This is a genomic window from Streptomyces sp. NPDC050988 (genome assembly GCF_044456225.1).
In the GTDB taxonomy this organism is placed as follows: Bacteria; Actinomycetota; Actinomycetes; order Streptomycetales; family Streptomycetaceae; genus Streptomyces.
In genome coordinates this window covers 64,150-83,054 of record NZ_JBITFQ010000024.1, presented here as the reverse complement: position 1 = coordinate 83,054, position 18,905 = coordinate 64,150, and the positions used below count along the sequence as shown (strand labels likewise).

The 18,905-nt window shown below is 69.8% G+C and carries 18 protein-coding genes; 10 read left to right on the top strand and 8 right to left on the bottom strand.

Annotation, left to right across the window (positions count from 1 at the left end; translation table 11 throughout):
- The first annotated feature begins 17 nt into the window (after positions 1–17).
- The 4 genes from ACIBEI_RS35770 (at position 18) to ACIBEI_RS35755 (ending at position 3,451) form a co-directional block, all read left to right on the top strand.
- Positions 18–935, top strand: a complete 918-nt coding sequence (locus ACIBEI_RS35770; protein WP_200395839.1) for a F0F1 ATP synthase subunit gamma — start codon at positions 18–20, stop codon at positions 933–935.
- Positions 936–2,372 (top strand): F0F1 ATP synthase subunit beta, encoded by a 1,437-nt coding sequence (gene atpD, locus ACIBEI_RS35765; RefSeq protein ID WP_398894575.1) that lies wholly within the window; start codon positions 936–938, stop codon positions 2,370–2,372. It begins immediately after the preceding gene.
- 128 nt (positions 2,373–2,500) lie between these two features.
- Entirely contained in the window at positions 2,501–2,875 is a 375-nt protein-coding gene (locus ACIBEI_RS35760; RefSeq protein WP_359719296.1) for a F0F1 ATP synthase subunit epsilon, read from the top strand.
- A 129-nt stretch (positions 2,876–3,004) separates the two neighbouring features.
- Complete coding sequence (locus tag ACIBEI_RS35755; RefSeq protein ID WP_055614422.1) at positions 3,005–3,451, top strand: DUF2550 domain-containing protein; 447 nt, start codon at positions 3,005–3,007, stop codon at positions 3,449–3,451.
- A gap of 35 nt (positions 3,452–3,486) precedes the next feature.
- Here the strand turns inward: ACIBEI_RS35755 and ACIBEI_RS35750 are convergent, their stop codons facing one another.
- From ACIBEI_RS35750 to ACIBEI_RS35740, 3 genes are all read right to left on the bottom strand, one after another.
- Complete coding sequence (locus ACIBEI_RS35750) at positions 3,487–5,322, bottom strand: glycosyl hydrolase family 18 protein (protein WP_398894573.1); 1,836 nt, start codon at positions 5,320–5,322, stop codon at positions 3,487–3,489.
- Positions 5,323–5,474: 152 nt separating this feature from the next.
- On the bottom strand, positions 5,475–6,116 hold the full coding sequence (locus ACIBEI_RS35745) for a response regulator (RefSeq protein WP_398894572.1): 642 nt from the start codon (positions 6,114–6,116) through the stop codon (positions 5,475–5,477).
- Positions 6,113–7,312, bottom strand: a complete 1,200-nt coding sequence (locus ACIBEI_RS35740; protein ID WP_398894571.1) for a sensor histidine kinase — start codon at positions 7,310–7,312, stop codon at positions 6,113–6,115. Before ACIBEI_RS35740 ends, ACIBEI_RS35745 begins: the two co-directional genes overlap by 4 nt.
- A 152-nt stretch (positions 7,313–7,464) precedes the next feature.
- Between ACIBEI_RS35740 and ACIBEI_RS35735 the strand changes: the two genes are divergently transcribed.
- The gene (locus ACIBEI_RS35735; protein WP_398894569.1) at positions 7,465–8,049 is read left to right on the top strand and encodes a hypothetical protein; all 585 of its coding nucleotides are present in this window, start codon (positions 7,465–7,467) and stop codon (positions 8,047–8,049) included.
- 157 nt (positions 8,050–8,206) lie between these two features.
- On the opposite strand, the gene ACIBEI_RS35730 is transcribed toward ACIBEI_RS35735, so the two are convergent.
- From ACIBEI_RS35730 to ACIBEI_RS35720, 3 genes are read right to left on the bottom strand one after another with little or no spacing between them, the layout of a single operon-like run.
- On the bottom strand, positions 8,207–8,779 hold the full coding sequence (locus ACIBEI_RS35730) for a cob(I)yrinic acid a,c-diamide adenosyltransferase (protein WP_398894568.1): 573 nt from the start codon (positions 8,777–8,779) through the stop codon (positions 8,207–8,209).
- Positions 8,780–8,792: 13 nt separating this feature from the next.
- Positions 8,793–9,542 carry an ABC transporter permease gene (locus ACIBEI_RS35725; RefSeq protein WP_398894675.1) on the bottom strand — a complete coding sequence of 250 codons (750 nt, stop codon included), beginning with the start codon at positions 9,540–9,542 and terminating at the stop codon, positions 8,793–8,795.
- A 20-nt stretch (positions 9,543–9,562) separates the two neighbouring features.
- Positions 9,563–10,345 (bottom strand): ABC transporter ATP-binding protein, encoded by a 783-nt coding sequence (locus tag ACIBEI_RS35720; RefSeq protein ID WP_398894566.1) that lies wholly within the window; start codon positions 10,343–10,345, stop codon positions 9,563–9,565.
- Between the two features lie 90 nt (positions 10,346–10,435).
- On the opposite strand from ACIBEI_RS35720, the gene ACIBEI_RS35715 reads away from it, so the two are divergent.
- The 4 genes from ACIBEI_RS35715 to ACIBEI_RS35700 all read left to right on the top strand — a co-directional run bounded on the left by ACIBEI_RS35715 (position 10,436) and on the right by ACIBEI_RS35700 (position 15,577).
- Positions 10,436–11,077: a TetR/AcrR family transcriptional regulator gene (locus ACIBEI_RS35715; RefSeq protein ID WP_328844689.1), complete on the top strand. Its 642-nt coding sequence runs from the start codon at positions 10,436–10,438 to the stop codon at positions 11,075–11,077.
- Positions 11,078–11,246: 169 nt separating this feature from the next.
- Positions 11,247–12,095 (top strand): 3-hydroxyacyl-CoA dehydrogenase family protein, encoded by an 849-nt coding sequence (locus ACIBEI_RS35710; protein WP_398894564.1) that lies wholly within the window; start codon positions 11,247–11,249, stop codon positions 12,093–12,095.
- A gap of 165 nt (positions 12,096–12,260) precedes the next feature.
- On the top strand, positions 12,261–12,584 hold the full coding sequence (locus tag ACIBEI_RS35705) for an STAS domain-containing protein (RefSeq protein ID WP_190033661.1): 324 nt from the start codon (positions 12,261–12,263) through the stop codon (positions 12,582–12,584).
- Positions 12,585–13,087: 503 nt separating this feature from the next.
- Entirely contained in the window at positions 13,088–15,577 is a 2,490-nt protein-coding gene (locus ACIBEI_RS35700) for an ATP-binding protein (protein ID WP_398894562.1), read from the top strand.
- A gap of 122 nt (positions 15,578–15,699) precedes the next feature.
- Here ACIBEI_RS35700 and nucS read toward each other — a convergent pair whose 3' ends face one another.
- On the bottom strand, positions 15,700–16,371 hold the full coding sequence (gene nucS / locus ACIBEI_RS35695; RefSeq protein ID WP_398894561.1) for an endonuclease NucS: 672 nt from the start codon (positions 16,369–16,371) through the stop codon (positions 15,700–15,702).
- A gap of 287 nt (positions 16,372–16,658) precedes the next feature.
- Here nucS and ACIBEI_RS35690 point away from each other — a divergent pair, with 287 nt between their 5' ends.
- Positions 16,659–17,051, top strand: a complete 393-nt coding sequence (locus tag ACIBEI_RS35690) for an SCO5389 family protein (RefSeq protein WP_055617795.1) — start codon at positions 16,659–16,661, stop codon at positions 17,049–17,051.
- 681 nt (positions 17,052–17,732) lie between these two features.
- Here ACIBEI_RS35690 and ACIBEI_RS35685 read toward each other — a convergent pair.
- Positions 17,733–18,761: an LLM class flavin-dependent oxidoreductase gene (locus ACIBEI_RS35685; RefSeq protein ID WP_398894558.1), complete on the bottom strand. Its 1,029-nt coding sequence runs from the start codon at positions 18,759–18,761 to the stop codon at positions 17,733–17,735.
- Positions 18,762–18,905 lie beyond the last annotated feature (144 nt).

Sequence of the window (18,905 nt, the reverse complement as noted above, 5' to 3'; positions counted from 1 at the left end):
CGGAAGGGACCTGACTCATGGGAGCCCAGCTCCGGGTCTACAAGCGTCGCATCAAATCCGTCACCGCGACCAAGAAGATCACCAAGGCGATGGAGATGATCGCCGCCTCGCGCGTCGTCAAGGCGCAGCGCAAGGTGGCGGCCTCCACGCCGTACGCGACCGAGCTCACCCGGGCGGTCACGGCGGTCGGCACGGGCTCGAACACCCAGCACCCGCTGACCACCGAGGCCGAGGCGCCGACGCGTTCCGCCGTGCTGCTCCTGTCGAGCGACCGCGGCCTCGCCGGCGCGTTCAACTCGAACGCCATCAAGGCGGCGGAGCAGCTGACCGCGCGTCTTGAGGCGGAGGGCAAGGAGGTCGACACGTACATCGTCGGCCGCCGCGGTCTGGCCCACTACAACTTCCGGGAGCGCAAGGTCTCGGAGTCGTGGTCGGGCTTCACCGACGAGCCCACGTACGCGGACGCCAAGAAGGTCGCCGTTCCGCTGATCGAGGCCATCGAGAAGGAAACGGCGGACGGCGGCGTGGACGAACTCCACATCGTCTACACCGAGTTCGTCTCGATGATGACGCAGACAGCGGTCGACAGCCGACTGCTGCCGCTCAGCCTCGAAGAGGTCGCGGAGGAGTCCACGTCCAAGGGCGAGATCCTTCCGCTGTACGACTTCGAGCCGTCGGCGGAGGACGTCCTCGACGCCCTTCTGCCCCGGTACGTCGAGAGCCGTATCTACAACGCGCTGCTCCAGTCGGCCGCCTCCAAGCACGCGGCCACCCGCCGCGCGATGAAGTCGGCGACCGACAACGCGGGAGACCTGATCACTTCACTCTCCCGACTTGCCAACGCGGCCCGCCAGGCCGAAATCACCCAGGAAATCAGCGAGATCGTCGGTGGCACCGCAGCCCTGGCCGACGCGACCGCGGGGAGTGACAGGTAAATGACGACGACAGTTGAGACGGCCGTTGCCACGGGCCGCGTCGCCCGGGTCATCGGCCCGGTCGTCGACGTGGAATTCCCCGTCGACGCCATGCCGGAGATCTACAACGCCCTTCACGTCGAGGTGGCCGACCCGGCCAACGCCGGCGAGAAGAAGGTTCTGACCCTGGAGGTCGCCCAGCACCTGGGTGACGGCCTGGTCCGCACCATTTCGATGCAGCCCACCGACGGTCTGGTCCGCCAGGCCGCGGTGACCGACACGGGCTCGGGCATCAGCGTCCCGGTCGGTGACTTCACCAAGGGCAAGGTGTTCAACACCCTCGGTGAGGTGCTCAACACCGACGAGCAGTACGACGGCGAGCGCTGGTCCATCCACCGCAAGGCCCCCGCGTTCGACCAGCTCGAGTCGAAGACCGAGATGTTCGAGACGGGCCTGAAGGTCGTCGACCTTCTCACCCCGTACGTCAAGGGCGGCAAGATCGGTCTGTTCGGTGGTGCCGGTGTCGGCAAGACCGTGCTGATCCAGGAAATGATCATGCGTGTCGCCAACCTCCACGAGGGCGTCTCCGTCTTCGCGGGCGTCGGTGAGCGCACCCGTGAGGGCAACGACCTCATCGCGGAGATGGAAGAGAGCGGCGTTCTCGACAAGACCGCCCTTGTCTTCGGTCAGATGGACGAGCCCCCGGGCACCCGTCTGCGCGTGGCCCTCGCCGGGCTGACCATGGCGGAGTACTTCCGCGATGTGCAGAAGCAGGACGTGCTGTTCTTCATCGACAACATCTTCCGCTTCACCCAGGCCGGTTCCGAGGTGTCGACCCTGCTCGGCCGTATGCCCTCCGCGGTGGGTTACCAGCCGACCCTGGCCGACGAGATGGGTCTCCTCCAGGAGCGCATCACCTCGACCCGTGGTCACTCGATCACCTCGATGCAGGCGATCTACGTCCCCGCGGACGACCTGACCGACCCGGCCCCGGCCACCACGTTCGCCCACCTCGACGCGACGACGGTGCTCTCCCGTCCGATCTCCGAGAAGGGCATCTACCCGGCCGTGGACCCGCTGGACTCCACGTCCCGCATCCTGGACCCGCGCTACATCGCGCAGGACCACTACGACGCCGCCATGCGCGTCAAGACGATCCTGCAGAAGAACAAGGACCTCCAGGACATCATCGCGATCCTCGGTATCGACGAGCTGGGCGAAGAGGACAAGCTCGTCGTCCACCGTGCCCGTCGCGTGGAGCGCTTCCTGTCCCAGAACACCCACGCCGCCAAGCAGTTCACCGGCGTGGACGGTTCGGACGTTCCGCTGGAGGAGTCGATCACCGCCTTCAACGCGATCTGCGACGGCGAGTACGACCACTTCCCGGAGCAGGCGTTCTTCATGTGCGGTGGCCTGGAGGACCTCAAGGCCAAGGCCAAGGAGCTCGGCGTCTCCTGAACCTCGTGTTCTCGGTGAGGGGGCGGGCTCGCGCCTCGCGGGGTGCGTCCCGTCCCCTTCACCACGCCCATTAGACTTTGACCCAACACCCGGCAGCGAGAGCCGGGTGGTGACCCGAGGAGCCCACCTTGGCTGCTGAGCTGCACGTCGAGCTCGTCGCCGCGGACCGCAGTGTCTGGTCCGGCGAGGCCACCCTGGTCGTCGCGCGTACCACGTCCGGCGACATCGGCGTCATGCCCGGCCACCAGCCGCTGCTCGGTGTGCTGGAGTCGGGCCCGGTGACCATCCGTACGAGTGATGGTGGAACGGTCGTCGCCGCGGTGCACGGCGGTTTCATCTCGTTCGCGGACAACAAGCTGTCGCTGCTGGCCGAGATCGCCGAGCTGTCGGACGAGATCGATGTCCAGCGTGCGGAGCGGGAGCTCGAGCGCGCGAAGGCGGAGGGCGATGCCTCCGCCGAGCGTCGCGCGGACGTCCGTCTGCGAGCGGCGTCGACGCACTGAAACCAGCGCGCGACGAGATGTGACTCAGCCGCGGCCAGGACCGGAGCTTGCTCCGGACCGGGTCGCGGCTGAGGCGATGCGGGTGCTTTTTTCCTTTCCGTTACCTAGGAGACGAGGAGGTCGGTGTCGATGGTCCTCGCTCTGACTGTGTGCGGGTTGGTAGTCGTGCTGGTGGCGGTGGCACTCTTCGTGTTCCATCTGCGCCGCCGGCTGATCCAGCGCTCCGGAGGTACGTTCGACTGCAGCCTCCGCTGGGACGCCCCGGAGAAGAGCGACACCAGCGGCAAAGGCTGGGGCTACGGCATCGCCCGCTACAACGGTGACCGGATCGAGTGGTTCCGCATCTTCTCGTACGCGCCCCGCCCGCGCCGTGTCCTTGAGCGCTCGGCGATCGAGGTGGCCGGCCGCCGCACCCCGGACGGCGAGGAGGAGCTGGCGCTGCTCGCCGACCAGATCATCCTCGCCTGCGTCCATCGCGGTACGCGCCTTGAGCTGGCCATGAGCGAGGACGCGCTGACCGGGTTTCTCGCGTGGCTTGAGGCAGCCCCGCCCGGTCAGCGCGTCAATGTCGCCTGATGGTGCTTGGTCTCATCCGTTGGTGCTGACGGTCGCTAGTTCAGGCCGCCGTTGATCGCGCTCACCAGTTCTCCGTTGCTGGTGTCGCCGCTGAACTCCCAGAAGAACGCGCCGCCCAGGCCCTGGTTCTTGGCCCAGGTCATCTTCGAGCCGATGGTGGCCGGGGTGTCGTAGCTCCACCAGTTGTTGCCGCAGTAGGCGTAGGCGGTGCCGGCGATGGTGCCGGTGGCCGGGCAGGAGTTCTTGAGGACCTTGTAGTCCTCGATTCCGGCCTCGTACGTGCCGGGTGCCGCGCCGGTCGCAGAGCCGCCGGGAGTGGACTGGGTCACGCCGGTCCAGCCGCGCCCGTAGAAGCCGATACCGAGCAGCAGCTTCTTCGCGGGTACGCCCTTGCTCTTGAGCTTGGCGATCGCGTCGGCCGAGTTGAAGCCGGCCGCCGGGATGCCCGCGTACGAGGTCAGCGGCGAGTGCGGGGCGGTCGGACCGTCCGCGTCGAAGGCGCCGAAGTAGTCGTACGTCATCACGTTGTACCAGTCGAGCGACGCCGAGGCGCCGCCGTAGTCGGCCGCGTCGATCTTGCCGCCGGAGGAGCCGTCGGCGGTGATGGCTGCGGTGACCAGGTAGTTGGAGCCGAACTCGGTGCGCAGCGCCTGGCTGAGCGTCTTGAACGAGCTGAAGCCGGACGTGTCGCAGGTCAGGCCGCAGGCGTTCGGGTACTCCCAGTCGATGTCGATGCCGTCGAAGACGTCGGCCCAGCGCGGGTCCTCGACAACGGCCTTGCAGGAGGCGGCGAAGGCGGCCGGGTTGGCGGCGGCCTGCGTGAAGCCGCCGGAGTAGGTCCAGCCGCCGAAGGAGTACAGCACCTTGATGTGCGGGTACTTGGCCTTCAGCTGGCGGAGCTGGTTGAAGTTGCCGCGCAGCGGCTGGTCCCAGGTGTCGGCGGTGCCGCTGACGGACTGGTCGGCGGTGTACGCCTTGTCGTAGGCGGCGTAGGTGTCGTCGACGACGCACTTGCCGTCCTTGACGTTGCCGAACGCGTAGTTGATGTGCGTGATCTTCGACGCGGAGCCGGAGGTCACCAGGTTCTTGACGTGGTAGTTGCGGCCGTAGACGCCCCACTCGGTGAAGTAGCCGAGCTTGACCTTGTCGCCGGTGGGCGGCGGCTCGGTGGTGCCGCCGGTCGTGCGCACGGCGACCGCTCCGCTGGCCGGGCCGGTCTGGTCGGCGGTGTCACGGGCCTGGACGGTGTACGAGTAGTCGGTGCCGGCGGTCAGACCGGTGTTCGTGTACGAGGTGGTCGTGACGGTGGCGACCTTGGCGCCGTCGCGCAGGACGTCGTAGTTCTTGACGCCCTTGTCGTCGGTGGCGGCGCTCCAGGACAGCTTCACCGAGGTGTTGGTGATGTCGGAGGCGGTGGGGGTGCCGGGGGCCGAGGGGGCGGAGTCGCCGGGGACACTGCCGCCGTCACAACTGCCGCCGTTCAGCTTGCAGTTGGCGGGGGAGCCGGTGCCGGAGCCGTTGAAGCCGAAGGAGACGGAGGCGCCGGGGGCGAGGCTGCCGTTCCAGGACTTGTTCTTGGCGGTCCAGTGGGTGCCGGAGTTCGTGACGTCGGCGTCCCAGGCGGAGGTGACCGCGGTGCCCGAGGGGAAGTCCCACTCGACGTTCCAGGAACTGATGGCGGTGGTGCCGGTGTTCTTGACGGTCCACTTGCCTTCGAAGCCGGATCCCCAGTCCTGGGTCTTCGCGTAGGTGGCGGTCGCCGACGTGGCGGCGGAGGCGGGGCTCGCGAGCCCGACCAGGGCGGCGAACGGCAACAACAGGGTGGTGAGCCCTGCCACGGCTCTCTGTCCGAGTCTGTGTCTGAGGCGCATCCGCGTCTCCTATGGGGAGTTTGATGAGGTGCGCAGGACAATAGAAAGGTCTGGACCATAGGTCAATAGGTCCAGACCACTGCGGGGGTGTCGGGCGGCTACTTGTTACAAGCGCCGACCGACGCGCGCCGCCGCTCGCAACGACCGCCCGCCTACACGCCCAACTCCTGCGCCAGGACCGCCGCTTGGACCCGGCTGCGCAGTTCGAGCTTGCCCAGCAGGCGGCTGACGTGCGTTTTCACGGTCGCCTCCGCCATGTCGAGACGGACGCCGATCTCCGCGTTGGACAGGCCTTCCCCGAGACAGGACAGCACCTCTCGCTCCCGTCGCGTGAGCGAGTCGAGTACGGACGGATCGGCCGACGGTTCGCGTACGGGCTTCGCCGCGAACTCGGAGATCAGCCGACGGGTCACCGCGGGTGCGATCAGACCCTCGCCGCGCGCCACCGTCCGTACCGCGTCGAGGAGTTGACGTGCCTCGGTGTTCTTCAGCAGGAAGCCGGCGGCGCCCGCGCGCAGCGCCCCGAAGACGTACTCATCCAGGTCGAACGTGGTCAGTACGAGCACGTCGGCGAGGTGCTCGGCGACGACCTGGCGGGTGGCGGAAACGCCGTCGAGGCGGGGCATCTGAATGTCCATCAGGACGAGGTCGGGCCTCAGTTCCCGGGCCAGGGCCACCGCCTGCTCACCGTCCGCCGCCTCGCCGACCACCTCGATGTCGGGGGCGCTGCGCAGGATGAGGACGAGACCGGCGCGTACGGCGGACTGGTCCTCGGCGACGAGCACACGGATCATTCGGTTTCTCCTTCGGTGATCGGGAGGGTGGCGCGTACGGTCCAGGTCTTGCCGTCGGCGGAGGCCGGGTCCCCGACCGGTCCGGCCTCGAACGTGCCGTGCAGCAGGGCGACCCGCTCGCGCATCCCTATCAGGCCGGCGCCCGAGCCGGGGGCGCGCGGGCCGTCGTCCCGGGCACCGCCGTACGGGCTGGTCACCCGGACGTCCAGGGAGTGGTCGCGCTGGGCGAGGGTGACGGTGACCCGGCCGGGGGAGGCGTGCTTGAGGGCGTTGGTCAGGCACTCCTGCACGATGCGGTAGGCGGCCAGTTCGACCGGGGCGGGGAGCGCCGTGTGCGTGCGGTCCAGGCCGACGTCGAGGCCGTTGGCGCGGGCCTGGTCCACCAGCGCGCCGAGCCCGTCGAGGGTGGGCGCGGCGACCGCCTCCGTGTCGCCGCTGCTGTCGCGCAGGATGCCGATGAGACGGCGCATCTCGGCGAGCCCCTCGACGCTGTTCTCGCGGATGACGCCGAGGGCCTGCTTCGAGGTGTCGGGGTCGTCGAGCGAGAGCGCGGCCGTGGAGTGGATGGCGATCGCGGAGAGGTGGTTGGCGACCATGTCGTGCAACTCCCGTGCCATGCGGGCGCGTTCGGCGGTGACGGCCTGGCTGCGGTCCATCTCGGCGAGCAGGGCGGTCTGTTCGGCACGGAGGCGGGCCGCTTCGGCGGCGTCACGGTGGTTGCGGACGATCCAGCCGGTGGCGGCCGGTGCCAGCGACACGATGCCGACGCCCGCGCCGATGAGTAGGGCTTCTGGCTGACGCCAGATCGCCACGGGTGCGATCGTTCCGGCCACCGTGAGCAGCCCGGTGATCCACGGGATGCGCCGGGCGGAGGCGGGCGGCCCGTACAGCACCGCCGCGTACACGAGGTCGGTGAACATCACGAGGGTGGCCAGGCTGCCCCGCGTGAACAGGTCCGCGACCACCGCGACCGTGCCGACGAGCAGGGCCGTGCGCGGCATGGTCCGGCGCAGTAGCTCGCAGCCCGTCATCACGACGAGCGGGATCAGCAGTGCCCGGCTGTCGGACCACAGGACGAGCGGCTCGCCGGCCGGCCGGGTACCAAGACCGACCGCGTACAGGAAGAGCCCGCCGAGCAGTCCCGCGGCCGCGATGCGCACGTCGTCTCGGTGGGGGCGGGGGAGTCGTACGGCCATGGCTCCATCCAACACGGAGTGCGCGGCCGACGCCTGATCCCCGGGGACGGTCCTCGGCTACATCGAAGGATGCAGTGCCGGTTCGTCACTGGCGACGACGATCGGGGCTCGGGGCGACGGGAGCCTGGAAGGGTGACCGAGAGGAGCGAGTCGTGATCGTCACGCTGATCGTCCTGTGCGAGGTCGGCTTCTGGGTGTTGCTGGCCGCGGGCCTCGCCTTCCGCTATCTGTTCAGGATGCCCCGTACGGGGCTGGCCCTGCTGTTGTGCGAGCCGCTGCTGGAGGTCTTGCTGCTGGTCGTCACCGCGATGGACCTGAAGGACGGGGCGGAGCCGAGCTGGAAGCACGGGCTGGCCGCGCTGTACATCGGCTACACCGTCGGGCATGGCCATCGGACGGTGAAGTGGCTCGACGGGCATGCGGCGCATCGGTTCGGGGGTGCGGCTCGGCCCGTCGGGCCGCCGCGGTACGGGATGGCTCGTGCGCGGCACGAGGGCAAGGTGTGGGTGGGGTCCGTGGTGGCGGCGGGGGTTGCGACCGTGTTGTTGCAGGTCGCCATCTGGTACGTCGGGGATTCGGGGCGTACGGGGTCGTTGGAGAGCTGGCGGTATGTGGCTTGGCGGGCCGTGGGGATTCATGGGGTGATCGCGTTGACGTACCTGATCTGGCCCAAGAAGGCGCCGGAGCGCTCCGCTGGGGAGGGGGCGTCGGAGGAGCGGAGCCTCACCAAGAAGTGAGGCTCCGCCGGGGGTGAGGGGTGGGGGATGGTGCGTTGGTGGCTGCGGGTGCGTCGTGGCTGGTCGCGCAGTTCCCCGCGCCCCTAAAAGCCAAAAGCCAAAAGACTGCGCAGTTCCCCGCGCCCCTTAAGCGTCCCCGGCGCCCCGGGAGGAGGCCTCAGCGTTCGCCGCCCGGGACCCAGAGCACGTCCCCCGTCTCCTTGTTTGCCGTTCTTGCCAGGATGAAGAGGAGGTCGGAGAGGCGGTTGAGGTAGGTCGCCGTGAGGGGGTTCATTACCTCCTCGTGGGTCTCCAGGGCCGCCCACGTCGAGCGTTCGGCGCGGCGGACCACCGTGCACGCCTGGTGGAGGAGGGCCGCGCCCGGGGTGCCGCCGGGGAGGATGAAGGAGCGGAGCTTCTCCAGCTGTTCGTTGAAGTGGTCGCAGTCCGCCTCCAGCTTGTCGATGTAGAACTGCTCGACCCGCAGGGGAGGGAACTCGGGGTTCTCGGCGACCGGCGTGGAGAGGTCCGCGCCCACGTCGAAGAGGTCGTTCTGGACGCGGGTGAGGACCTTGACGATCTCCTCGTCGAGGCCGCCGAGGGCGATCGCCGTGCCGATGGCCGCGTTCGCCTCGTTGGCGTCGGCGTACGCGGAGATCCGCGGGTCGGTCTTGGCGACCCGGCTCATGTCGCCCAGGTTCGTCGTGCCCCGGTCGCCGGTCCTGGTGTAGATGCGCGTCAGATTGACCATATGGCCAGCGTAGTTACGCCCCGGCCTTCCGGAACACTCGTGTGCCCACCGTCACGGCGAGTCCCGCGAAGCCGACGGCCACCAGGACGCCGTACGCCATGGAGGCGGTCGCGTACGAGCCGACGTACGCGTCCCGCATCGCGTCCACCAGATAGCGGAAGGGCATGACGTGCGAGAGGGCGTCCAGCCAGCCGGGCGCCAGTGACATGGGGAGCATCAGGCCGGACAGGAGCATGGACGGCATGGTCAGCGCGTTGATCGTCGGGCCGAACGTGTGGGCCGAGCTGAGGCGCATGGCCAGCGCGTACGACAGCGAGGCCAGCGAGACGGTCAGGAGGGCGACGAAGGCGAAGCCGATCAGGATGCCTGCCAGCGGTGCGCGCAGACCCATCACCAGGGCGGCCAGGACCAGCAGGACCGCCTGGAAGACGAAGACGGCCGTGTCGCGCAGCACCCGGCCGAGCAGGAGCGCGAGCCGGCTGACCGGGGTGACGCGCATCCGCTCCACGACCCCGTGGCTCTTCTCCACGATGATCATGAAACCGGCGAAAGCGGCCCCGAACAGACCGAGTTGGAGCAGGAGTCCGGGGACCAGGACCTGCCAGGAACTCCCGCCGCCGCCGAGCGGCAGATCGGTGAGCAGCGGGCCGAAGAAGAGCAGGTACAGCAGCGGCATCAGTACGCCGAAGAGCATCGCGAACCTGGAGCGCAGGGTCTGGCGCATGTAGCGCCCGAAGATCAGCGCGGTGTCCTGGACAAGCATGTGGGTCACTTCCTGGAGGCTCAGACGGCTACGGGGGCGGCGTCGGCCGGCGCGGGGGCGCGGCCCGTGATGGCGAGGAACGTGTCCTGGAGGCTCGCGTCGATCGACCCTCCGTACTGGAGCTTGAGCGCGCTCGGCGTGCCCTCCGCCACCACGACGCCCTGGTCGACGATCACCAGCCGGTCGGCGAGCGCGTCCGCCTCGTCGAGGTAGTGGGTGGTGAGGAAGACGGTCGTGCCGTGGTCGTCGCGCAGGCGTCGGACCAGGTCCCAGAGGTCCGCCCGGCTCGCCGGGTCGAGGCCCGTGGTCGGCTCGTCGAGGAACAGGACCTTCGGGCGGTGGGTGAGGCCGAGCGCGATGTCGAGACGCCGGCGCTGGCCGCCGGAGAGTGCCGACGTCTTCCGGTCGAGGAGGTCGGTCAGGTCCAGGTCGCGCGACAACTCCTCGGCGCGCTCGACCGCCTGATTCTTCGTCAGACGGTAGAGCCGTCCTTGGGTGACCAGTTCCTCGCGGACTGAGACCTGGGGGTCCACCCCGCCCGACTGCGCCACGTACCCGCTCGCGAGGCGGACGCCCTCCGGGTCGGTGGCCAGGTCGTGGCCCGCGACGGTGGCGGCGCCGCCGGTCGGGGCCAGCAGGGTCGTGAGCATCCGGAGCGTGGTCGTCTTGCCCGCTCCGTTCGGGCCGAGGAAGCCGAGGATCTCGCCCGCCCGGACGGTGAGGTCGATACCGCGGACCGCCTCGACGGGGCCGCGTTTGGTCTGGAAGGTCCGGGCGAGGCCGGCCGTGCTGATGATGGGCATGCGCCAAGAAAAACAGAGGGACTTAAATTTTGCAATGCCACCAAAATTTGAGAGAGGCCAGAAATCATCGGTCCGGCCTACGATGAAGCCATGGCAGAGGGGCTCAGGGAGCGGAAGAAGCGCGAGACCAGGCAGCGCATCTCGGACATCGCCACGGGACTGTTCCTGGAGCACGGCTTCGTGACGGTGACCATGGCCGAGGTCGCGGACGCGGCCGACGTCTCCGTGAACACCGTCTACAACTACTTCCCGGCCAAGGAGGACCTCTTCTTCGACCGCAGCCGGGGTGTCGTCGACCGGCTCTCGCGCTGGGTGCGCGGCCGGCGCGTCGGCGAGTCGGCCGCCGTCGCCGTCCTGCGCGAGCTGCGCGAGGAGGTCGAGGCGGTCTCGCCCCGGGTCGGACTCATGGAGGGGTACGACCGTTTCATGCGCGTCATCCACGACGCGCCCGCCCTCCGGTCCCGCCTGTGGAGCCTTCAGCAGGAGGTCCACGACGACCTGGAGGCGGCGCTGCGCGAGGAGACGGGCGCCGATCCGGACGATCCGACGCCGGGTCTGATGGCCGGGCAGATCGGCTGGCTCCATCAGACGGTCATGAGCAACATCAGCCGCGAGATGATGGCGTGCCGCGATCCGGCCGAGGTGTCCCGGGAAGTGCTGGCCCTCCTCGACGGCATGGAGGACCTTTTGAGCGAGAAGGTCCTCAACTACGCCGTACGGGCGGCGGAATGAGCCGCTCGGTGTGATGTCCGTCCTATGAGACGTGACGCGCGTTACTTACCGGTCACACAGCGCCTCACGACCGCTAGGGTCCGCCGAAGAGGCAACCCGACAGCGTGTTACCCCGGGTTGTCTCGCGATGGTCAACGCCGCCGGGAAAACGCAGCAGGGGAGTCGGACAGTGGCAGGGAAGCTCGCCGTCATCGGGGCCGGACTCATGGGTTCAGGTATCGCCCAGGTCTCCGCACAGGCCGGCTGGGACGTCGTCCTGCGCGATGTCACCGACGAGGCGTTGACCCGTGGCACCGACGGCATCAAGGCCTCGTACGACAAGTTCGTGAGCAAGGGGAAGCTGGACGCGGACGCGGCCGGGGCGGCGCTGGGGCGCATCACCACGACCACCGATCTGGACGCGGTCGCCGACGCCGACATCGTCGTCGAGGCCGTCTTCGAGAAGCTGGAAGTCAAGCACGAGATCTTCCGTACGCTCGACAAGCTGGTGAAGGACGAGACCGTACTCGCCTCCAACACCTCCGCCATCCCGATCACCAAGATCGCGGCGGCCACCGAGCGCCCGGAGCGGGTCGTCGGCGTCCACTTCTTCTCGCCGGTCCCGATGATGCAGCTCTGCGAGCTGGTGCGCGGCTACAAGACGAGCGACGAAACACTCGCCGCCGCACGGGAGTTCGCCGAGTCGGTCGGCAAGACCTGCATCGTCGTCAACCGTGACGTGGCCGGCTTCGTGACCACCCGGCTCATCTCGGCGCTCGTCGTCGAGGCGGCCAAGCTGTACGAGTCGGGTGTGGCGACCGCCGAGGACATCGACCTCGCCTGCAAGCTGGGCTTCGGTCACGCGATGGGTCCTCTCGCCACCGCCGACCTCACCGGCGTCGACATCCTTCTGCACGCGACCAGCAACATCTACACCGAGTCCCAGGACGAGAAGTTCGCCCCGCCGGAGCTGATGCGCCGGATGGTTGACGCCGGTGACATCGGCCGTAAGAGCGGGCAAGGCTTCTACACCTACTGATACACGTACTGACTCTGTGGCGATCTTCGACCGGTCACTCCTCGGAGTGAATTCGGTATCGGTTCGCTTACAGAGGGCAACTTCTGCCCCGGTACGGCAGTCAGTCCTGGCAACACAGGACACGACGAAGACGCAGCGTACGAAACGCACTCTCGGGGAGCGCATATGTACATCAGGGGCGACCACGCCGAGCTGGTCGTCGGGGGCCGCCTCGACGTCCGCAGCGCGGCGGACGCCCGTACGGTCCTGCACTCGGCAGTCGACGACGGCGTCGACGACCTGGTGCTCGACCTGTCAGAGCTGGACTCCTGGGACGCCACCGGGCTCGGTGTCATCATGGGGGCCCACCGGCGGGCGGGGCGGTGCGGCCGGAGGCTTGTGCTGCGCGGCGTCCCGCCGCAGATGCAGCGACTGCTGGTGGCCACCCGGCTCCACCGGATCCTGGCGATCGAGGGCGGCATCGGCGTCGAGTCGCTGCCCCGGGTGTGACCCCGCGCCTCTCCCGGACGTGACCCCCGCCGCCCCTGGACGTGAGCCGGCGCCGCCGCTGGATGTGACTCGGCGTCACTGTCGCAAACGGCGAAGATCGGGTAAGAAGCGGTCGTACGAAACGTAACCCGCGAACAATCCTCACGAAGCTGTGACGTCTCGGACGGCGCGGTACCCCGTGTGTTCGTAGATACTGTGCGAAGGTTTAGGGTTCGGCTGCCCGCGTCTTGACGAACCCGTGAGCGGGCACCGGACCAGAAGCGACAGCGCAGTGTGCAGCAAGGCCGGGAGGGGCCTGGGTCCTGTCGCCGGACTCCCGTCTGCCGCACGACGCCTGGCACGCACGCTCGCGGCGTTGCCGAAAGGCCCTAGTAGCTCCGCTACGAGGACCTTCCGGCGCCTTGCGATCGCACGTACCAGACGCCGCGCGGCCCGCCCTGCGGGCGGACGACGGGAGTCCGGCGACAGGACCCGCACACCACGCTTTTGGGGGGCTTGGACCTATGGACCCGATGAACCGGGGACCCGAAGAGTACGGCCACGACGACGACGGCTCGGCGCCACGACAGCGCCCGCCGCGCGATCCTCTGACGTCCGACTTCGGTCAGCACACGCCAGCACTGGCCCGCACCGTCCAACTCGTGTCGGGCGACCAGCTGCTCACCGTCAATCCCGTCGACGGCAGCGAGATCGAGCTCTGCCCACCGGGCGAGCGACCGCCGCGGCCCACGAAGTACAGCGCAGCCGACCGGGCCGAGCTGGCCCGCTCGACACGACCTCCCGTACCACCCGGGGCCTCGCTGCCCAGACTGCCGCTCCTGGAGCGGCAGGAGGAGCGTGAGCGGCTTGTGCGCCTGCTCGCGCGCGGGCGCTCCGTGCGGCTCACCGGACCCTCGGGCTCGGGCCGCACCGTGCTTCTGGACGCCGTCGCCGAGGACTGCGCGGACCTCGCCCCGGACGGCGTGGTGCGCCTCAGCGGCCACCGCCGTACGCCGGACGATCTCCTGCACGACCTCTTCGCCGCCGTCTTCAACGCCCCGCTGCACCGGCCGGAGCGGGAGGAACTGCTCGCACTCGTCCACGAGATCGGCGCGGTCGTCGTCCTGGACGACGTGGAGTTCGGCGGTACCGCGCTCGACGAACTGCTCGACGCGACCCCCGAGTGCGCCTTCCTGATCTCCGCGACACCCGACGTTCCCGCGCCCTCGACCGACTCGCTCCTCGAAGAGGTCTTCCTCGGCGGCCTCGGCCGTGGCGGCGGTCTCGAACTGCTGGAGCGCGCCGTCGGCCGCGTCCTGACCGAGGACGAGGCGAACTGGGCGGGCGACCTCTGGTTCGAGTCCGAGGGGCTGCCGCTGCGCTTCGTGCAGGCCGGTGCGCTGCTGCGGCAGCGCGACCAGCTGCGCGCCGACCCGAACGCCTTCGACGAGTTCGGCTACTACGAGGACGCGCCCGTGGACGCGCCCTTCGACGCCGAGGACGGCCACGACGTACCGCTGCCGTCGCTCGCCGAGGGCGCCGCCCCGGCCGCGCTGCTCGCGACCCGGCTCAGCGAGTCGGCGCGCGCCACGCTGCGCTTCGCCGTCGCGCTGGACGGCGAGGTGCCGCACCAGGCGCATCTGCCCGCCCTGGTGGGGGACACGCACGCGGACGCCGCGCTCGCCGAGCTCGTCGGCTGCGCGCTCGTCACGCCGGTCGGCTCGCACTACCGGCTCGCGGCGGGCGTACAGACCCAGCTGGAGGCCGCCGGGTACGCGTCCGACGCCGAGGAGAAGGCGCACGCCGCCGCCGAGCACTACGCCTGGTGGGCGGGGCATCCCTCGGTCACCCCGGAGCGGGTGGTCGCCGAGGCGGACGCCGTGCTCGCCGCGCTGACCGCCCTGGCGCCTCTCACGGAGCGGCCGGCCGAGGACGAGGAGAGCGCCACCGCGGTACGGCTGGCACGCACGGCCGCGCCCGCGTTCGCCGCGGGGCTGCACTGGAGTGCCTGGGAGCGTGCGCTGCGCTCAGGTGCCGAGGCGGCCCGGCTGTCCGGCGAGGTCTCGGATCAGGCCTATTTCCACCACGAGCTGGGCATCCTCGCGGTCTGCGCCGGGCAGTTCGACCGGGCCCGCGCCGAACTGGAGGCGTCCATCGGGCTGCGCGGCGCCCTCGCCGAGAAGCGCGGCACCGTCGCCGGCCGCCGCGCACTGGCGCTGGTCGCGGACCGCACCGGCACCACACCGCCGGCCGGGATCGGTGCGACGGCGGGCGAGGAGGTGCCCGACGCGCGGTACGAGGAGTCGGCGTCGCCGCCCGGTGGCGTACCGTCCGGATTCACTCCGGTCCCCTCGCTCCAGCCGTCGGGCGAGCCCGCGACGGTCATCAGCCGCAGCGGTTCCGCCTCCGCGGCGAAGCCGGGCCGCGTCAAGGGCCTGGTCAACGGCACCCGGCGCAACCTCGCCGCGGCGGGCGCGGGCGCGCTCCTGGCCGCCGTGCTCGGCACGGTGGTGACGCTCGGCGCGACGTCCAACCCCGACGACAACATCCCCTCGGAGCGGGTCGGCCCCAACCCGTCGGCCAGCGCCGGCGACGAGGGCGACGGACTCGGCGCGGACCGGCCGCAGAAGGACAGTGGCGACGCGGACTCGACGAGCCGTCCCACCGACCCGGGCGACGACGGGATCATCGGGACCTCGGACGACCCGGCGCCGTCTTCGAGCACGGAGCCCTCGGACGATCCGACCGGGACGAAGGACCCGAGCACGAACAAGCCCACGACGAAGCCGCCGTCCTCGACGAAGCCGCCGACTTCCTCGAAGCCGCCGACCAGTCCGACGCCGACACCCACGCCGACTCCGACCCCGACACCGACCGGGCCGACCGGTGAGCCGAGTGAGACTCCGCCGAGCACACCGGAGACCTCCGACTCGGCCAGCGGCCCGGCCTCCAGCCCGGCCGAGAGCAGCAGTGCCGCGAGCAGCCCGGCGGACGACGGCTCGCCGACGATCTGACACCCGGGGTACGACACCCGCGTACGGCACAACACGGCACGACAGTGGGCCGGGTCCTCCACACAGGACCCGGCCCACTGTCATGCCGTACGAACATGGCGTACGAGAGAACCTCGTGGCCGTCAGAACAGTCGCAGCTTGTCGTCCTCGATGCCGCGCAGGGCGTTGTAGTCGAGGACCGCGCAGCCGATGCCCCGGTCGGTGGCGAGGACACGGGCCTGGGGCTTGATCTCCTGGGCCGCGAAGATGCCGCGGACCGGCGCGAGGTGCGGGTCGCGGTTCAACAGCTCCAGATAGCGCGTGAGTTGCTCCACGCCGTCGATCTCGCCGCGCCGCTTGATCTCCACGGCGACGGTCTGGCCGGCGCCGTCACGGCACAGGATGTCGACCGGGCCGATCGCCGTCATGTACTCGCGGCGGATCAGCGAGTAGCCCTCGCCGAGGGTGTCGATACGGTCGGCGAGGAGCTCCTGGAGGTGCGCCTCCACGCCGTCCTTGATCAGGCCGGGGTCCACGCCGAGTTCGTGCGAGGAGTCGTGGAGGACCTCCTCCATCGTGATGATGAGCTTCTCGCCCGCCTTGTTGATGACGGTCCAGACACCCTTGTCGTCCCCCGAACCCTCCTTCAGCGTGCAGGGCGGCGACATCCAGTTGAGGGGCTTGTAGGCCCGGTCGTCCGCATGGATCGAGACACTGCCGTCGGCCTTCACAAGGATCAGGCGAGGGGCCGACGGGAGATGGGCGGTGAGCCGGCCCGCGTAGTCAACGGAGCAGCGGGCAATGACGAGACGCATGGTCGGCAACGCTACTCGACCGGCAAGGGTCGGCGCGATCCGCCCAAGGGTCGGCTTTCCCCGTCCACTTCCTGTCGCCCCTGTTTCCCCGGATAAGCCCTGTTCGAAAGTGGCCGGTTGTGAGCAGGTTGAGTCTCCCCTGGTTTCTCAATGTCCTGGTGCGGCCACGAACAGTTGCCTACCGTATAAACGGGAGGTCGCGACGCGTGTACTCAGCGTGTTCGGCGTCGCGCTCTCCTTCCCTGTCCGTCAACCCCCTCTGCCGAGGGGGTGCGAGAGGAGAACCCATGTCGCTGGACGTCTCACCGGCCCTACTCGAAAAGGCCGAGCGAGGCGAGGTCGACGAAGCGGAATTCGTCGACTGCGTCCGGATTTCCCTGCCCTACGCATGGGAGATGATCAGCTCCCTGGTGGCTCAGCTGAAGGTGGACGGCGGCAACTTCGCCGACAACCAGACGCCTCCGCCGGACGAGCAGGCGCGCGGCCAGCTGCTGCGTGCGCTCGCGAGTGACGCGATACGCGGTGCGCTGCAGCGGCACTTCGGGGTGCGCCTGGCCTTCCAGAACTGCCACCGCGTGGCGGTGTTCCCGCTGGACGGCTCGGTGGACGACACCTTGACCCGCTTCACCTCGGTGCGCAGCCAGCTGCTGAACCAGTCGCCGGAGTTCCGGGACTGCTGAGGCGGTGATGCTGCACGGCTTGCCGCTCCGTACGCGGGAGGTGCTTTTGTACTGGGGCGGCAAGCTCCCCGCGGCGCACACCGGTTGGGCCCGGACAGGCGCCCGTCCGACCCGGACAGGGACCTGTTCCGGTCGGATACGGACCCGTTGCAACCGAACGGGTCTCAACCCCCGCCAGACGTACACCGGTTGGCCCGGACGCACTCGGGCTCGGCCCGGACCCACTCCGGCCCAGACGCACCCCGGTTCGGCACGGACCTGCTCCGGTTCCGTCCGGTCACACCCCGGTTCGGCCCGGACGCACTCGGGCTCCGATTGGATGCACCCCGGTTCGGCCCAGAGGCACTCGGGCTCGGCCCGGACCCGCTCCGGTTCAGCCCGATCGCACCCCGGTTCGGCCCGGACCCACTCCGGTTCGACCCAGACCCACTCGGGCTCGGCCCAGACCCGCTCCGATTCCGTCCGGTCGCACCTCGGTTCGGCTCGGACCCACTCCGGTTCGATCCGCCCCGCTCCGATTCCGTCCGGACATACCCCAGTTCGGCCCGGTTCGGCGCGGTCGCACGCCGGTTCGGCCCGGTCGCACCCCGGTTCCGCTCGGATGTCTCCAGGCTCGGCCCGGTCGCATCCCGGCTCGGCCGGGACGCGGTTCTCTTCGGCTCGGCCCGGGCGGGGCCCCGCTCACCGCAGCCGCGGCAGCACCTCGTCCCCCAGCCGCCGTACGTTCTCCTCGGTCGCCGCCAGGTCGCCCGAGCCCTCCGTGAGGAGCGCGAAGCGCGTGATCCCCGTGCGCTCGGAGGTCGCCGCGAGGCGGTCGGCGCACAGGCGGGGCGTGCCCACCGGGTGCAGACCGCAGAGCAGTTCGGTGTAGGCCACCGGATCCCGCATCGAGCGCGCCCGGCCGTCCACGGTCACATGTGCGTCGAGCCCCTGCTTCAGCCAGCCCGGCATGGCCTTCAGAAGCATCTCGACCGCGTCCGTGCGCCGGTCCGCGACCTGGGCGATGCCGGCCGAGACATGGGCCGCGTCCGCGATCTCGTCCGGCGAGTACCCCGCGCCGCGCGCGTGCGTGCGCCACAGCGCGACCATCTCCGCCTTCTCCTCGTCCCCGACGTGCATCCCGAGGAGCATCGGCAGCCCGCGCTCGGCGGCCAGCTTGACGCTCGCCGGTGAGGTGCAGGCGACGACGACCTCGGGGCTCTCGCCGCCCGTCAGGGCCTCCGACGGCCTTGGCACGACGGGGACTTCACGGAAGGCGAAGCGCTCCGAACCGCCCGCGACGGACGGTTCCCGCAGCCACCGCACCAGCAGATCGAGTGATTCCGGGAACCCCTTCTCGTACGCGTCGAGGCCCGTCCCGAAGACCTCCAGGTCCACCCACGGTCCGCCGCGCCCCAGTCCGAGCGAGAAGCGCCCGCCGGACGTCACGTGCAGCAGTGCGGCCTGCTCGCCGAGCGCCACCGGGTGCACGGTGGGCAGCACGCTGACCGCTGTGCCGACCCGGATCCGACGGGTGCGGCCGAGCAGTAACGCCGCGAGCGTGATGGCCGACGGGCACGTCCCGTACGGCACGAAGTGGTGCTCGGCCAGCCATACGGCGTCGAGCCCCGCCTCCTCGGCGACCTCGGCGGACCGCACCGCGCGGTGCAGTGCCTCTCCCTGGCCCTGGCCCGGGAACTGGGCCGCCAGTACAAAACTTCCTACGCGCATCGCACTCCTGCCTCCTTGTGCCGACGCGGCTCCCCCACCTCGCATAACCGTCTGACACGTGCCAAGGACACGGCTTGGCGGGGAGATTGGCGGATTGTCTGCAGAATGAGCCGGCCGTGCGGGGGATCTGTGGGGGTTGGTGAC

What these genes read in the sequence shown, in the direction of transcription:
- ACIBEI_RS35770 (WP_200395839.1), top strand. Translation starts at nt 18, where the DNA reads ATGGGAGCCCAGCTCCGGGTCTACAAGCGTCGCATCAAATCCGTCACC.
- atpD (WP_398894575.1), top strand. Translation starts at nt 936, where the DNA reads ATGACGACGACAGTTGAGACGGCCGTTGCCACGGGCCGCGTCGCCCGG.
- ACIBEI_RS35755 (WP_055614422.1), top strand. Translation starts at nt 3,005, where the DNA reads ATGGTCCTCGCTCTGACTGTGTGCGGGTTGGTAGTCGTGCTGGTGGCG.
- ACIBEI_RS35750 (WP_398894573.1), bottom strand. Translation starts at nt 5,322, where the DNA reads ATGCGCCTCAGACACAGACTCGGACAGAGAGCCGTGGCAGGGCTCACC.
- ACIBEI_RS35745 (WP_398894572.1), bottom strand. Translation starts at nt 6,116, where the DNA reads ATGATCCGTGTGCTCGTCGCCGAGGACCAGTCCGCCGTACGCGCCGGT.
- ACIBEI_RS35740 (WP_398894571.1), bottom strand. Translation starts at nt 7,312, where the DNA reads ATGGCCGTACGACTCCCCCGCCCCCACCGAGACGACGTGCGCATCGCG.
- ACIBEI_RS35730 (WP_398894568.1), bottom strand. Translation starts at nt 8,779, where the DNA reads ATGGTCAATCTGACGCGCATCTACACCAGGACCGGCGACCGGGGCACG.
- ACIBEI_RS35725 (WP_398894675.1), bottom strand. Translation starts at nt 9,542, where the DNA reads ATGCTTGTCCAGGACACCGCGCTGATCTTCGGGCGCTACATGCGCCAG.
- ACIBEI_RS35720 (WP_398894566.1), bottom strand. Translation starts at nt 10,345, where the DNA reads ATGCCCATCATCAGCACGGCCGGCCTCGCCCGGACCTTCCAGACCAAA.
- ACIBEI_RS35715 (WP_328844689.1), top strand. Translation starts at nt 10,436, where the DNA reads ATGGCAGAGGGGCTCAGGGAGCGGAAGAAGCGCGAGACCAGGCAGCGC.
- ACIBEI_RS35705 (WP_190033661.1), top strand. Translation starts at nt 12,261, where the DNA reads ATGTACATCAGGGGCGACCACGCCGAGCTGGTCGTCGGGGGCCGCCTC.
- ACIBEI_RS35700 (WP_398894562.1), top strand. Translation starts at nt 13,088, where the DNA reads ATGGACCCGATGAACCGGGGACCCGAAGAGTACGGCCACGACGACGAC.
- nucS (WP_398894561.1), bottom strand. Translation starts at nt 16,371, where the DNA reads ATGCGTCTCGTCATTGCCCGCTGCTCCGTTGACTACGCGGGCCGGCTC.
- ACIBEI_RS35690 (WP_055617795.1), top strand. Translation starts at nt 16,659, where the DNA reads ATGTCGCTGGACGTCTCACCGGCCCTACTCGAAAAGGCCGAGCGAGGC.
- ACIBEI_RS35685 (WP_398894558.1), bottom strand. Translation starts at nt 18,761, where the DNA reads ATGCGCGTAGGAAGTTTTGTACTGGCGGCCCAGTTCCCGGGCCAGGGC.